The organism is Gordonia sp. w5E2 (assembly GCF_036540975.1).
In the GTDB taxonomy this organism is placed as follows: Bacteria; Actinomycetota; Actinomycetes; order Mycobacteriales; family Mycobacteriaceae; genus Gordonia; species Gordonia jacobaea.
Window position 1 is genome coordinate 1,989,187 of record NZ_CP144213.1, and the last position, 14,609, is coordinate 2,003,795.

Consider the following 14,609-nt stretch of genomic DNA (forward strand, 5'->3'; position numbering starts at 1 on the left):
GGCGACGTCGAGCCCGATCCGATGAATCTCGGTTCGCTCCTCGGCGACGACCTCGACGACACACCGATCATCGTCGTCGACAGTCCGTCCGATCTTGCCGAGCTCGCCGAGTTGGAGAACGAACTCGACACGCGGTGGCCGGAAACGCGGATCGAGCCGTCGCTGACCCGTATCGCGGCGTTGATGGATCTGCTTGGTTCACCTCAGCACGCCTATCCGGCGATCCACGTCGCCGGCACCAACGGGAAGACGTCGGTCACTCGGATGATCGACTCGCTGATGGTCGCGCTGCATCGTCGATCCGGTCGGTACACCAGCCCGCACCTACAGCGCGTCACAGAACGAATCGCTGTCGACGGCCGCCCGATTCCGGCGCGCGACTTCATCGACACCTACCGCGACATCGAGCCGTACGTCACGATGGTCGACGATTCGTCGACCGCGGCCGACGGTCCGCGCATGAGCAAGTTCGAGGTGCTCACGGCCATCGCGTTCGCATACTTTGCCGAGGCGCCGGTCGACGTCGCCGTCGTCGAGACCGGGATGGGCGGGCGCTGGGACGCGACCAACGTCGTCGACGCGACGGTCGCTGTCATCACCCCGATCGCGATGGATCACGCCGACTACCTCGGCGATTCGCTCGCGGCGATCGCGGGGGAGAAGGCCGGGATCATCAAGCCCGCCAAGGACGATCTGGTCGTGACCGATCCGGTGACCGTGATCTCGCCGCAGCAGCCGGAGGTGATGGACGTGCTGTTGCGCGAGGCCGTCGCACAAGACACCGTCGTCGCGCGGCAGAATTCCGAGTTCGCAGTCCTCGAGTCCGTCACGGCGGTCGGTGGGCAACTGCTGCGCCTGCAAGGTCTCGGCGGCGTCTACGACGAGGTGTTCCTGCCGCTGCACGGCGAGCATCAGGCAGCCAACGCGTCGATTGCGCTCGCCGCTGTCGAGGCGTTCTTCGGTGCGGGACCGGGCCGCCAACTCGACATCGACGCCGTGCGTGCGGGGTTCGCTGCGGTCAGCAGTCCCGGCAGGCTCGAACGTGTCCGCAGTGCGCCGACCGTCTTCGTCGACGCCGCGCACAATCCCCACGGGGCACACGCACTCGCGCACGCACTCACCGAGGAGTTCGACTTCCGACGGCTCGTCGGAGTGATCGGCATGCTCGGCGACAAGGATGCCGCGGGCTTTCTCACCGAACTCGAACCGGTACTCGACGCGGTGGTCATCACCAATAACGGCTCGCCGAGAGCGGTCGACGCCGAGACGCTCGCCGAGACCGCGCGCGAGGTCTTCGGAGAGGAGCGGGTGCACGTCGAACCCTTCCTGCCCGACGCCGTCGAAGCAGCGATCGGACTCGCGGAGGAATCCGACGGCGAACCGGTCTCGGGTGCCGGGGTGGTCATCACCGGTTCGGTAGTGACGGCAGGCGCCGGACGAACGCTGTTCGGGAAGGAGCCCGCATGAGCGAATCATCCGGCAACACACCGGAATCCGCGGCCACGCCCAAGTTCACGCCACCGACGAACGACCCGTGGAAGGGTCTGCGTGGCGTGATGGCGGGCACCATGGTGCTCGAGGTCATCGTCATGATCCTGACGTTCCCGATCGTTGCGCGGGTGGGCAACGGCCTGACCTGGGTGTCGGGGACGTATCTGGGTGTGGTGACCCTTCTGATGGTGCTCGCTGCCGGAATGCAGAAGCGACCACAAGCGCTCAACATGAACCTGGCGCTGCAGGTCCTCGTCATCATCGGCGGTGTCTTTCACTGGTCGATCGCGGTGATCGGCGTGATCTTCGGTTGCGTCTGGCTCTATATCCGCTACATCAAGGGCGACGTGCAGCGTCGAATCGACCGCGGTTTGCTCTATGGCCAGGAGCCGATCGAGAGCTGAAGCGCCCCGCCGCAATTGTCCGATTAGCGCGCGGCACAACGGATTTCGCTACTGTGGCGTCCCGGAAGACAAGAACTTGTCGACGCTGAGGGGGCGCTGCCGTGACTGACCTGACCTATCCGCAAGCGGCGATACTCGGCCTTCTGCAGGGCGTCACCGAACTGTTTCCGGTGTCGAGTCTCGGGCATTCGATCCTCGTGCCCGCCTGGCTCGGTGGCGATTGGGCGAAACTGGTCACGGAGTCCAAGAGTTCGGGGCACACCCCGTTTCTGGCCTTCGTCGTCGCACTGCACGTCGCGACCGCACTGGCCCTGATCCTGTTCTACTGGCGCGACTGGGTGCGCATCGTCGCGGGCTTCATCCGATCGCTTCGTCACCGAAGCGTCGACGACGACAGCGACGCCCGCCTGGCGTGGCTGCTCATCGCGGGCACGATTCCGGTCGGTGTCGTGGGATTGATCGCAGAGAAGCCGCTACGCGTGCTGTTCGCGACCCCGCTGGCGGCGGCGATCCTGCTCTTCCTCAACGGACTGGTGCTGCTTACCACCGAGCTTTTGCGCAGGCGCCGTGGTCGAATCGGGCGACACTCCGTGGCCCGGCAGGCGCCGGCCCGGTCGGTCACGTCGCTGTCGATGAAAGAAGGTACGGCGATCGGGTCGGCTCAGATACTCGCGCTGTTCCCGGGGATCTCGCGCTCGGGATCGACGATTTCAGCGGGCCTCCTGCGAGGCCTCGATCACGAGGACGCCGCCCACTTCGCATTCCTGCTCGCCACGCCCGTCATCCTTGCCGCTGGGGTGCTCAAGATCCCCGAACTCTTCGGGCCGGACGGTCAGGGCATCGGGGGCCAGGTACTCGTCGGGTCGGTGTGCGCGTTTGTCGCGGCGTTCGCGGCTGTCGCATTTCTGGCAAAGTACTTCCACACGAGAACGCTGTATCCGTTCGTGGTCTATTGCCTCGCGGCGGGCGCGATCAGCATCGTGCACTTCGCCTGAGCGGCGTCGACGTTCCTTTGGCACCGCTGTAGGCCAGAAATGTGATGTATGCATCTTTGCATTCTGTGTGTGCTCTGTGACAATGACGGGGCGCAAGCGCCTGGGGACAATGGCAAGGCGCCCGCTCAGGGGGCGTGGTCGACGATCCTCAAGCCCCACGAAGAACCGATGACGCCTGGTAGCCGCCGGCAACGAGGTGTCCCATACGACGTCGAACACGTCATCACACCGAGAGGAGTCGCGTGACCTTTAGCGCACCGACCACCCGTATCAACCACACCGCAGCGAAGACATCGCGAAACCTTCGTCTCGCCGCGGCGACAGCAGCCTCGATGGCGCTGGTACCACTGGGTGTGATCAGCGCGCCGGAGGCAGTGGCCGCTCCCGAAAAGCCGACGCCCCAGTCCGTCGCTCCCCAGTCCGCCAATCCACAGTCGGCGACACCTCAATCGGTGGCGCCCTCCGCGCGGGGCGGTGCGTCGGACTCCGACATTCCGCTTCCGACGCCCGGACCGCCGATGCCTGTTCCGGGTGAGGCGTTCGGCTACCTCGCGACGCACGACCTCACCAAGCGCATGGACTCGATGAACCTGCCGCAGGCCGTCGCAGCACTGCCGGTGCCGGATTCCTATCGGCCAGCGAACCTGGCCTTCGCAGGCCAGTTCGACAGGGCGGTGACCGCGGCACTCGCCTCGCCGGGCGGATGCGTCCAGGTGATCATCAACTCGCACACCGCAGCGGGCAATCTCTTCGACTACGGATTCTTCCCGATCGAGCCCAAATACTGCCCCTGACGGACAAGTACTGCCCCTGACCGATTAGTAGTACCCGCCCGGCTGCGAATCACGAGGTCGGGGTGGCGTGCGGGCGTCGGGTCGCTACAGTGTGCTCGTGACTGAACGGACTCTGGTACTCATCAAGCCCGACGGCGTTTCGCGTTCGCTCGTCGGCGACATCCTCGCCCGCATCGAGCGCAAAGGCCTGACCTTCGCGGCACTCGAGCTCAAAAACGTCAGCGACGACCTCGCGGCCAAGCACTACGCGGAGCACGAGGGCAAGCCCTTCTATCCGTCGCTGGTCGAGTTCATCACGTCGGGTCCGCTGGTCGCGGCCGTGCTCGAGGGGCCGCGTGCTGTTGCCGCGTTCCGTCAGATCGCGGGCGGAACCGACCCCGTGGAGAAGGCCGTACCGGGCACGATCCGCGGCGATTACGCGCTCAGCACCCAGTACAACCTCGTCCACGGATCGGACTCGCCGGAATCGGCGGAGCGTGAGATCGCGCTCTGGTTTCCCGCACTGAACGACTGAGCAAGAACCCGCGTAGCCCAGCGCGCGTCGGCGGTTGTCAAGCCGCTGACGCGCGCTTTATCGCATAGTTTGCGGGATATGTCGCACCGTGTGGGATACTTGCTTGGTTATCGCGAACACACTCTGCTCGTGATGACGACGATGGCGTTCGGCGTCGGACACAGCAGTGGAGATTGTTGCCCATGGCGGCAATCCGCACAGCGCCCGTTCGGCAGATCGCTTTCCCCATCGACGTCGAGAACAGACTCGACGGGCGGCCCAGGCCGTCACGCATGGCGTGGAAGGCATGACGGATCTCATCACCCAGCAAGAGCGCAACCTGCGGAGTCCGGACAACGGAACACCAGGAGCGCGGAGACCATATAACACCGGTCCGCACAGGACCGGGACACACGAGAGACCCCCGCGTGGCCGCCGACAATGTCGCGCCCGGGGGTTCAAGGAGACATCAGTGACCGACAACGGGTCGCCGATCGACGCGAACGCTGCGTCAGGCTCGGCGGAGGATTTTCCCAGCAAGCTTCGGGTGCACGCGCTGGCGCGCACGCTCGGCCTCACGAGTAGGCAGGTGCTTGCGCACCTCACCGAGCTGGGCTGGCCCAGCCGGAGTGCTCAGTCGAGCGTCGAACGCAGCATGGCGCAAGCCGTCGCCGACCGTGTACGCAACGACGTCGAGGTCGACGACGCCGCGGTACCCGCCGAGGCGGCCGATTCCGCATCGGAGCAGGCACCCTCGACGGCAGAACCAACAGGGCCCGCCGAAGCTTCTGACCAGGGCGAACCTGCGAGCACGCCGGAGGCCGGCGGCGCGGAAAGTGCCGACGCCGCAGGTAACGCTGCGGCCGTAGACGAGGCGCCCGTCGACGCCGCACCGGACAGCGACGCAGCAGACGTCACGGTGTCCGAGGTGTCTGCACCCGCCGACGCAGCGGCCGAGGCGGCCGACGTCGAGCCGAGCGCACAGGCGCATGCTCCGCACACTCTCTCGCTCTTCTCGGCGATCGAGACCGAGAAGCCGCAGGTCGCGGCGCCTGCCGAGGAGATCGCCGCCAGCCCGCTCTTCCTTCCCCCGCAGCCCGCCGCCGCGTCTGACGCACCCAGCGGCCGCCACCGTAAGAGCAGTGACGACTCTGCGTCGGATGGTTCGCAGCGTGGCGCCAAGAGTGGTCGGCCGACGTCTGAGCGTTCCGCGCCGAACGCGACCGACGAGAGTGCCGAGGACTCCTCGGACTCCGGCAACAACGCCGGCTCCGATGACAGCGAAGGCTCCGACAACGGGAGCTCCGGCGACGACAGTGGCCGTAATCGTCGACGTCGTCGTGGCAGGCGTGGTCGTGGCCGCGGTCGCGGCGATCAGAACGAGCGTGACCAGAACGAGGACACCGACTCGTCGGACGATTCCGACCAGTCTGATTCTGATCGGTCCGATTCCGATCTTTCCGACTCCGATCATTCGGATTCTCAGTCGGACAACGATCGACCCGCGGGCAAGAAGCGGAAGAAGTCCGGCAAGGGCAAGCCAGCAGAGGGCAAGAACTCAGCGGGCAACAGCGGTCAGGGCGAGAGTCAGGATGACGGGCGCGGGCAGGGCCCGGGTTCGGCAGACGATTCCAACGCCGCGGACGATTCCGCCGACAAGGGCGACAATCAGGCCGACGGCAACGCCGACGACTCGGATGATGCCGAATCCGGAGACGGATCGTCGACCAAGCGCCGCAGGCGCCGTCGTCGCCGTAAGGGTGGAGCAGAATCCGACGACTCATCGTCGCCCGACGATCCGCCGAACACCGTCGTCCACGAGCGGGAGCCGCGCAGCAAGCGTGCCCGCGACGAGGTGCAGGGGATTTCGGGGTCGACGCGCCTCGAGGCCAAGCGCCAGCGACGTCGCGACGGTCGGGACGCGGGGCGTCGTCGACCACCGATTCTGAGTGAGTCGGAGTTCCTCGCGCGCCGCGAGGCCGTCGACCGGGTGATGGTCGTGCGTGAGCGCAGCGCCAACGTTCGACTCTCGCAGTCCGACGAGCATGATCACGTCACTCCCGTCGAGGACTACACGCAGGTCGCCGTGCTCGAAGATGGTGTGCTCGTCGAGCACTTCGTCACCACGGAGACGTCGTCGTCGATGGTCGGCAACATCTACATCGGGCGCGTGCAGAACGTGCTGCCCGGCATGGAGGCCGCGTTCGTCGACATCGGTCGCGGTCGCAACGGCGTTCTCTACGCGGGTGAGGTCAACTGGGACGCTGCCGGACTCGACGGCGGGTCGCGCAAGATCGAACAGGCCCTCAAACCGGGTGATCCGGTGCTCGTGCAGGTCAGCAAGGACCCTGTCGGTCACAAGGGTGCTCGCTTGACCACGCAGATCTCGCTGGCTGGTCGCTACCTGGTCTACGTGCCGGGTGGAACGTCGACCGGCATCAGCCGCAAGCTTCCCGACGTCGAGCGCAAGCGGCTCAAGCAGATCCTCGCCAAGCTCGTCCCCGACGATGCCGGCGTCATCATCCGCACCGCGTCGGAGGGTGTCAGCGCCGACGACCTCGCTGCCGACATCGAGCGACTCGAGAAGCAGTGGAAGTCGATCGACGAGGCGTTCGGCAAGGCCAACAAGGGATCGGTGTCGCCGCGCGCGCTCTACGAGGAGCCGGACCTGCTGGTCCGCGTGGTCCGCGACCTGTTCAACGAGGACTTCAAGAAGCTCGTCGTCGAAGGCGACAAGGCGTGGAACCTCGTCGAGGGATACGTCAGTTCGGTCGCGCCCGACCTCATGGATCGGGTGGAGCGCTTCGAGCGTCCGCGCGCCGACGCACCCGACTCCTTCGTCGTGCACCGCATCGACGAGCAACTCGCCAAGGCACTCGACCGCAAGGTGTGGCTGCCGTCGGGCGGCACGCTGATCATCGAGCACACCGAGGCGATGACCGTCGTCGACGTCAATACGGGCAAGTTCACCGGCTCCGGGGGCAACCTCGAGGAGACGGTGACCCGCAACAACCTCGAGGCAGCGGAAGAGATCGTGCGGCAGATGCGTCTGCGCGATATCGGCGGCATGATCATCGTCGACTTCATCGACATGGTGCTCGAATCCAACCGCGACCTGGTGCTGCGTCGACTCACGGAGGCCTTGTCGCGCGATCGCACGCGCCACCAGGTGTCCGAGGTGACGTCGCTGGGCCTCGTGCAGATGACGCGTAAGCGACTCGGTACTGGACTTCTCGAAGCGTTCTCCACAACCTGCACGACGTGCGGCGGCCGCGGGATCATCGTGCATTCGAGTCCTGTCGAGGTGACGTCCGACGACGGCGGAAAGTCGGAGAACACCGGCTCGAAGCGCTCGCGGCGCAGCAAGAAGAAGGCGGAGCCGGTCGAGCAGAAGCCTGCTCACAACCCGGCCGAGCATCCGATGTTCCGCGCGATGGCGGCCCACACGCACGACGAGGACGGCGAGGTCATCGACGTCGAGGCAGTCGTCGTGGAGGACGAGGCGTCGTCGGATACCTCGGCAGACGCGCAGTCGGCGGGAGAGAGCGCCCAGTCGACGGGACAGGACGCCCAGTCGACGGGACAGGACGCCCAGTCGGCGGGAGAGAGCGCCCAGTCGGCGGGACAGGACGCCCAGTCGGCGGGAGAGAGCGCCCAGTCGGCGGGAGAGAGCGCCCAGTCGGCGGGACAGGACGCCCAGTCGGCGGGACAGGACGCCCAGTCGGCGGGAGAGAGCGCCCAGTCGGCGGGAGAGAGCGCCCAGTCGACGAACGGAGTCGAGGCGCCGAAGCGTCGTCGCCGTGCGGTTCGTCGGGCGGCGTCGCCGACCGGAGCGGCCGAGCCGGTGGTTCTCGCAGACGACGCGCCCACGAGTGCGCCGTTGACCACGTTCGGCCCGGTCTCGTCGGCGCCGACGACCGTCGCGGTGCGGCGTCGACCACGTAGGCGCACGGCCGGACGTCCGGCTGGACCGCCTGTGGAGGACTGACCACCACGTCGGCAGGTCCGGCATGGTATGGCGAGTTTGACCCAGCGGTGACCGGTCCCGTAATCTTGATTGGTCGCCTTCCGCGGAGGGTTCGAGCTGTGCCGGTCATGCGATAAGCACTGCTGACGAGACCCGCGGACAGGCCCTCTGGTGTGATCCGTGAGCATCCTGGGCAGCAATGCCTGATGCCGTGCGGCCCGCACCGGGACGCACACACCCACAACGCTCGTGCGCGACGGACGCGCACCGAGCCCGATGATGAGTAAGAGGACAGCTTCGATGGCAACGTACGCGATCGTCAAGACCGGCGGTAAGCAGTACAAGGTCGCTGAGGGCGACATTGTGAAGGTCGAGAAGATCGACAGCGAGCCCGGCAGCAGCGTGAGCCTGCCCGTGGCGCTTGTCGTCGACGGCTCGACCCTGACCACCGACGCGGACAAGCTCGCGAAGATCTCGGTCACCGGCGAGGTGGTCGAGCACGTCAAGGGCCCCAAGATCCGCATCCACAAGTTCAAGAACAAGACCGGCTACCACAAGCGCCAGGGCCACCGTCAGAAGCTGACGGTCCTCAAGGTCACCGGTATCAAGTAATTTCCGGGGCCCAGCCCCTGATCCCTAAACTGCAACACACTCAGGTAGCCAGGAGGACGAGAAAATGGCACACAAGAAGGGCGCGTCCAGTTCGCGCAACGGTCGCGATTCCAACGCGCAGCGCCTCGGCGTGAAGCGCTTCGGTGGCCAGCAGGTCAGCGCCGGCGAGATCCTGATCCGCCAGCGCGGCACCAAGTTCCACCCGGGCGTCAACGTCGGTCGCGGTGGCGACGACACCCTGTTCGCTCTCGAGTCGGGCGCGGTGCAGTTCGGCACCAAGCGCGGCCGCAAGACCGTGAACATCGTTCCGGAGACCGCACAGGCCTGACCTAGCGGTTTTCGAGCACAGCTCTCAACGACAGGGCGGGCCAGGGGCATATGCACCCGGCCCGCCCTGTTGTATTTCTACAACGGGGTTGTATTTCTACAACGAGAAGATCAGGTTCGACGGCCCGACAGCGCGACCCGCGCTTTCGGCCCACGAACGAGAAAGGACGTCATGTCGCGGTTTGTCGACCGGGTGACGATTCACGTCGCTGCGGGCAATGGTGGCCACGGCTGTTCGTCGGTGCATCGGGAGAAGTTCAAGCCGCTCGGCGGCCCAGACGGTGGCAACGGGGGCAACGGTGGTTCCGTGACGCTCGTCGTCGACCCGCAGGTGCACACGCTGCTCGATTTCCATTTCCGGCCGCACGCCAAGGCGGGTAACGGGACGCCCGGCATGGGCGATCACCGTAGCGGTGCCAATGGCGATGATCTGATCCTCCACGTGCCGGATGGCACCGTCGTGCTCGATGAGAACGGGACGATCCTTGCCGACCTGGTCGGGGAAGGGACGACGTTCGACGCCGCTTCGGGCGGACGAGGCGGACTCGGCAACGCGGCGCTGGCATCCAAGGCGCGCAAGGCGCCGGGCTTCGCGCTCCTCGGTGAGGAGGGGCAGCACCGTGATCTCGTTCTCGAACTGAAGTCCGTCGCCGACGTCGGACTCGTGGGCTTCCCGTCGGCGGGCAAGTCGTCGCTGGTGTCGGTGCTCTCGGCGGCCAAGCCGAAGATCGCCGACTACCCGTTCACCACACTGCAACCCAATCTCGGCGTCGTGCAGACCGCCGGTGGTGTGTTCACCATCGCCGACGTCCCGGGGCTGATTCCCGGCGCATCGAGTGGCCGAGGGCTCGGGCTGGAATTCCTACGGCATCTCGAACGCTGCGCGGTGCTCGCGCACGTCGTCGACCTCGCCACGCTGGAACCGGGCCGTGATCCGATCTCCGATATCGACGCGCTCGAAGCCGAGCTCGCGGCGTACGAACCCGCTCTGCACACCGATCACGGCCTCGGCGACCTCGCCGAGCGCCCGCGTGTGGTGATCCTGAACAAGACCGACGTGCCCGAGGCCAACGAACTGGCCGATCTCGTCGAACCCGAACTCGCAGAACGCGGTTGGCCCGTCTTCCGGATCTCCGCGGTCGCGCATCAGGGGCTCAAGGAACTGACCGACGCGCTCGCCGCGATGGTCGACGAGTACCGCGAGGCGCATCCGAAGCCTGTTGCACGCCGCGCCGTGATCCGTCCGAAGGCCGTCGACGACAGTGGCTTCACGGTCGTCGCCGATCCCGCGACGCCCGGTGGTTTCATCGTGCGGGGTACGCGGCCGGAGCGGTGGATCGCGCAGACACAGTTCGACAACGACGAGGCCGTCGGCTACCTCGCCGACCGTCTCAACCGTCTCGGCGTCGAGGACGAACTCGTCCGTCTCGGTGCGGAGCCGGGCGCGCCGGTCACCATCGGCGACGTCAGCTTCGATTGGGAGCCGACGACCCCGATGGGCGACGATGTGCCGATCACGGGGCGCGGCACCGACATTCGGCTTGATCGGTCGGAGCGTGTCGGCGCTGCCGAGCGTAAGGAAGCGCGACGTCTGCGTCGTGGGCTGCAAGATGAGACCGACGGTGAGTGACGTCCGCGAATCGATCGCTGCGGCTCGCAGCATCGTCGTGAAGATCGGATCGTCAGCGATCACCGACCTCGACAGCGGTCTCGACCGTGACCGGCTCGACAAACTCACCGATGCGCTCGAAGCGCGCATGCGAGCGGGCTCGGACGTCATCGTGGTGTCGTCGGGCGCCATCGGCGCGGGCATTGCGCCGCTCGGCCTGAAGAAGCGACCGACCGACCTCGCCACCAAACAGGCCGCGGCAAGCGTCGGCCAGTTGGCGTTGGCGCACGCGTGGGGCACGTCGTTTCACCGGTATGGCCGGACCGTCGGTCAGGTGCTGCTGACTGCCGACGACATCTCCAACCGCGCCCATCACGCGAATGCGCAACGGACGCTCAACCGCCTGCGCACGCTGCACGCCGTGGCCGTCGTCAATGAGAACGACACGGTGGCCACCAACGAGATTCGCTTCGGAGACAACGACCGTCTGGCCGCGCTCGTAGCGCACCTCGCGGGCGCCGATGCCCTCATGTTGCTCTCCGACGTCGACGGGCTCTACGACGGCGATCCGCGCAAGGTCGGACCCGACGGTGAGCGTGCGCGCTTCATCGACGAGGTCAACGGGCCCGAGGATCTCGACGGTGTGATCGCGGGCTCCGGTGGCACGCTGGGCACCGGCGGCATGGCGTCGAAGCTGGCCGCGGCGCGACTGTCGGCCGACGCGGGCGTTCCGGTCCTGCTGGCCGCCGCCGCTGACGCCGACCGCGCGCTCGGCGACGGATCGGTCGGCACAGTGTTCGCGGCGAGGCCGGAACGCTTGTCCGCCAGGCGTTTCTGGGTCAGGCACGCCGCGGACGCGCGCGGACAGATCGTGCTCGACGACGGCGCCGTCGCGGCTGTCGCACGCAAGCGACGTTCGCTGCTCGGTGCGGGGGTCGTCGGGGTGCGCGGGCGCTTCTACGACGGCGATGTCGTCGAATTGGTCGACACCGCAGGCACTCTGCGCGCACGCGGCGTCAGTAGCTATGACTCCGACGACGTCGCCCGGATGGTCGGCCGGTCGACGTCGGAACTACCGAATGAGTTGCACCGCCCCGTGATTCACGCCGACGACCTGGTTGCCGTCTGAGTCGATCAGGCAGTCGGGTCTATCCGGCCATCAGGCCGCCAGCGGGGTGAGTTCGGCCAGCACCTCGGCGCAGTAGTGATCGATCTTGAGGTCGGCGATGTCGTCGGCGCGCGTGATGCCGCGGTTGATCACCACGAGAGGCTTACCGGTGCGGTGTGCGTGCCGGGCGAATCGTAACCCTGACATCACGGTGAGCGACGAGCCGATGACGATCATCGCGTCGGCGTCGTCGACTGCCGAGAACGCTTGTTGCACGGTGGTTTTCGACGCATTCTCGCCGAAGTAGACGATGTCGGGCTTGAGGGTTCCACCGCACGTCGAGCAGTCGGCGACGACGAAGTCGCTCGTGTCGTCGAGTGTCACGTCGGCGTCCGGTGCCACCTCGATCGCGCCGCGACCGGAGACGCGATCCACGAATCCCGGATTGAGCGATTCAAGCGTGTCGGCGAGGCGTCGGCGAGAAATCGTCTCTCCGCAGTCGAGGCAGCGCACACGTCCATAGCAGCCGTGCAGTTCGATCACCCCGCGTGTACCCGCCTTGGTGTGCAGCATGTCGACGTTCTGCGTGATGACCGTCGTCAGTGTACCGCGGCGTTGGAGGTCGGTGAGCGCACGATGCGACGCGTTGGGCCGCGCGGCGTCCATATGGCGCCAGCCCAGATGGTTGCGCGCCCAATAGTGGCGTCGGAAGTCCGGTGACGACAGGAACATCTCCAAGGTCATCGGCGTCCGGACCGGCGCGCCCGGGCTGCGGTAATCGGGGATGCCCGAGTCCGTGGAGATACCCGCGCCGGTCAGCGCGACGACGCGTCGGCCGTCGAGCAGTCGGCGCATGTGGTCGACGCGGGCGTCGAGGTCGTCGTCGAGAGGTGTCGGTTCGGCCGGCGTCCAGCCGATCTGTAACCGAGTGCGCATACATCCAGGCTAGCGCCGTTTCGCCGACCGGCGGTGCCAGACGAGGCTCCGGAAGGCACAGGCCGGACGGCACAGACGCCTGCGGGCCCCGGCCTCCTGGTGGGGGAGTGCGGGGCCCGCAGGCGAAATGTTGCTCGTGCGATCAGGCGTTCGCGTGCTTGCCGTTCGGTTGCTCCGGGACGGTGACGAGCGGGTAGATGCCGTTCTCGTCATGCACCTCGGTGCCGACCACGGGAGGGTTGAACACGCAGAGCATGCGCATCTGCGTCTCGGCCGTCACGGTGTGGCGCTCGTGTCCGTTGAGCAGGTACATCGACCCGGCGGCCAGGGGATAGGTCTGCCCGGTCTCACGATCGAGCAGGGTTCCCTCGCCCTCCACCAGCCACACCGCTTCGATGTGGTTGGCGTAGTGGAACTCGTTGACGCTGCCGGCGTTGATGGTGGTCTCGTGGAACGAGAACCCGACGCCGTCGCCGCCGAGGACGATGCGCTTGGACACCCAGTTGCCCTTGGGGTCGGCGACCTCGCGCTCGGTGCCGGTGATTTCGTTGGTGGTACGTACGATCATGCGATCACCTCCTCCACGGAATCGACGAGAATGCCGAGTCCGCGGTCAAGTTCTTCGGTGGAAATGGTAAGTGGCGGAAGAAGTTTCACAACCTCGTCCGACGGTCCCGACGTCTCGGCGAGCAGTCCGGACCCGAAGGCCCGCGCACATGCCTTGGCCGCGAGCGTCGGCTCGTCGAAGACGAGGCCGCGCACCATGCCGCGTCCTCGCGTCGACAAACCTTCGTGGCGTTCCGACAGCGTCGAGAAAACTTCGTCGATCTGGCGTCCCTTGCGGTGGACGTCGCGAGTGAGCTGGTCGTCGGACCAGAACTCGTTGATGGCCTTGGTGGCCGTGATGAACGCGGGGTTGTTGCCGCGGAACGTGCCGTTGTGCTCGCCGGGCGCCCAGACGTCGAGGTCCCGACGGATCAGCACGAGCGCCATCGGCAGTCCGTAACCGCTGATCGACTTCGACATGGTGACGATGTCGGGCTTGATACCTGCCTCCTCGAACGAGAAGAACTCACCCGTACGCCCGCAGCCCATCTGGACGTCGTCGACGATGAGCAGGATGTCGCGGCGCTTGCACAACTCGGCGAGCCCACGCAGCCACTCGGCGCGCGCGACGTTGACGCCGCCCTCACCCTGGACCGTCTCGACGATGACGGCGGCCGGGGTGTTCAACCCACTGCCGGAGTCCTCGAGCACACGCTCGAACCAACTGAAGTCCTCGACGGTGCCGTCGAGGTAGTTGTCGAAGGGCATCGGCGTGGCGTGCACCAGCGGGATGCCCGCGCCTGCGCGCTTCATCGAGTTGCCGGTCACTGAGAGCGATCCCAGCGTCATGCCGTGAAAAGCATTGGTGAAGCTGACGATCGACTCGCGGCCGGTGACCTTGCGAGCCAGCTTCAGTGCCGACTCGACGGCGTTGGTGCCGGTCGGTCCGGGGAACTGGACCTTGTAGTCGAGGTCACGGGGCGCCAGGATCTTGTCGTGGAACGTCTCCAGGAACTGCCCCTTGGCGACGGTCGCCATGTCGAGCCCGTGGGTGATGCCGTCCGCCGAGATGTACTCGAGGAGAGCCTCTTTCAGGACCGGATGGTTGTGACCGTAGTTCAAGGCGCCTGCGCCCGCGAAGAAGTCGAGGTATTCGCGGCCTTCGGTGTCGGTGATCCACGAGCCACGTGCGCGACCGAACACGGTCGGCCAGTTGCGGCAGTAGCTGCGGACCTCGGACTCGTTCTGGGCGAAGACCGAGTCGTCGATGGTGGTGTCGAGAAGTTGCATCGTGCTTCCTCCAATGTGGGAAAACTCTGTGCCACAG

Annotated in this window: 13 protein-coding genes; 10 read left to right on the forward strand and 3 right to left on the reverse strand. The window is 66.4% G+C overall.

What is annotated here, in order from left to right:
• The first annotated feature begins 21 nt into the window (after positions 1 to 21).
• From folC to proB, 10 genes are all read left to right on the forward strand, one after another.
• The gene (gene folC, locus RND64_RS09030) at positions 22 to 1,467 is read left to right on the forward strand and encodes a bifunctional tetrahydrofolate synthase/dihydrofolate synthase (protein ID WP_200903197.1); all 1,446 of its coding nucleotides are present in this window, start codon (positions 22 to 24) and stop codon (positions 1,465 to 1,467) included.
• Positions 1,464 to 1,895, forward strand: a complete 432-nt coding sequence (locus RND64_RS09035) for a DUF4233 domain-containing protein (RefSeq protein ID WP_049697052.1) — start codon at positions 1,464 to 1,466, stop codon at positions 1,893 to 1,895. The genes folC and RND64_RS09035 overlap by 4 nt, the downstream gene beginning before the upstream one ends.
• Before the next feature lie 101 nt (positions 1,896 to 1,996).
• Positions 1,997 to 2,890: an undecaprenyl-diphosphate phosphatase gene (locus RND64_RS09040; protein ID WP_049697053.1), complete on the forward strand. Its 894-nt coding sequence runs from the start codon at positions 1,997 to 1,999 to the stop codon at positions 2,888 to 2,890.
• 242 nt (positions 2,891 to 3,132) lie between these two features.
• On the forward strand, positions 3,133 to 3,684 hold the full coding sequence (locus tag RND64_RS09045) for a hypothetical protein (RefSeq protein ID WP_053117310.1): 552 nt from the start codon (positions 3,133 to 3,135) through the stop codon (positions 3,682 to 3,684).
• 97 nt (positions 3,685 to 3,781) lie between these two features.
• A complete protein-coding gene (gene ndk / locus RND64_RS09050) occupies positions 3,782 to 4,198 on the forward strand; it encodes a nucleoside-diphosphate kinase (RefSeq protein WP_049697450.1) in 417 nt (138 codons plus the stop codon).
• A 451-nt stretch (positions 4,199 to 4,649) separates the two neighbouring features.
• Positions 4,650 to 8,165, forward strand: a complete 3,516-nt coding sequence (locus tag RND64_RS09055; RefSeq protein ID WP_049697054.1) for an Rne/Rng family ribonuclease — start codon at positions 4,650 to 4,652, stop codon at positions 8,163 to 8,165.
• A 279-nt stretch (positions 8,166 to 8,444) separates the two neighbouring features.
• On the forward strand, positions 8,445 to 8,756 hold the full coding sequence (gene rplU, locus RND64_RS09060) for a 50S ribosomal protein L21 (RefSeq protein ID WP_005176586.1): 312 nt from the start codon (positions 8,445 to 8,447) through the stop codon (positions 8,754 to 8,756).
• 64 nt (positions 8,757 to 8,820) lie between these two features.
• Complete coding sequence (rpmA, locus tag RND64_RS09065; protein ID WP_005205054.1) at positions 8,821 to 9,084, forward strand: 50S ribosomal protein L27; 264 nt, start codon at positions 8,821 to 8,823, stop codon at positions 9,082 to 9,084.
• 171 nt (positions 9,085 to 9,255) lie between these two features.
• Complete coding sequence (gene obgE / locus RND64_RS09070) at positions 9,256 to 10,713, forward strand: GTPase ObgE (protein ID WP_049697055.1); 1,458 nt, start codon at positions 9,256 to 9,258, stop codon at positions 10,711 to 10,713.
• Positions 10,706 to 11,821, forward strand: a complete 1,116-nt coding sequence (proB, locus tag RND64_RS09075) for a glutamate 5-kinase (RefSeq protein ID WP_049697056.1) — start codon at positions 10,706 to 10,708, stop codon at positions 11,819 to 11,821. Before obgE ends, proB begins: the two co-directional genes overlap by 8 nt.
• A gap of 30 nt (positions 11,822 to 11,851) precedes the next feature.
• On the opposite strand, the gene RND64_RS09080 is transcribed toward proB, so the two are convergent.
• The 3 genes from RND64_RS09080 to ectB form a co-directional block, all read right to left on the reverse strand.
• Positions 11,852 to 12,736, reverse strand: a complete 885-nt coding sequence (locus RND64_RS09080; RefSeq protein ID WP_049697057.1) for a Sir2 family NAD-dependent protein deacetylase — start codon at positions 12,734 to 12,736, stop codon at positions 11,852 to 11,854.
• A gap of 142 nt (positions 12,737 to 12,878) precedes the next feature.
• On the reverse strand, positions 12,879 to 13,304 hold the full coding sequence (locus RND64_RS09085; RefSeq protein ID WP_049697058.1) for an ectoine synthase: 426 nt from the start codon (positions 13,302 to 13,304) through the stop codon (positions 12,879 to 12,881).
• Positions 13,301 to 14,572: a diaminobutyrate--2-oxoglutarate transaminase gene (ectB, locus tag RND64_RS09090; RefSeq protein ID WP_049697059.1), complete on the reverse strand. Its 1,272-nt coding sequence runs from the start codon at positions 14,570 to 14,572 to the stop codon at positions 13,301 to 13,303. The genes RND64_RS09085 and ectB overlap by 4 nt, the downstream gene beginning before the upstream one ends.
• Positions 14,573 to 14,609: the final 37 nt, after the last annotated feature.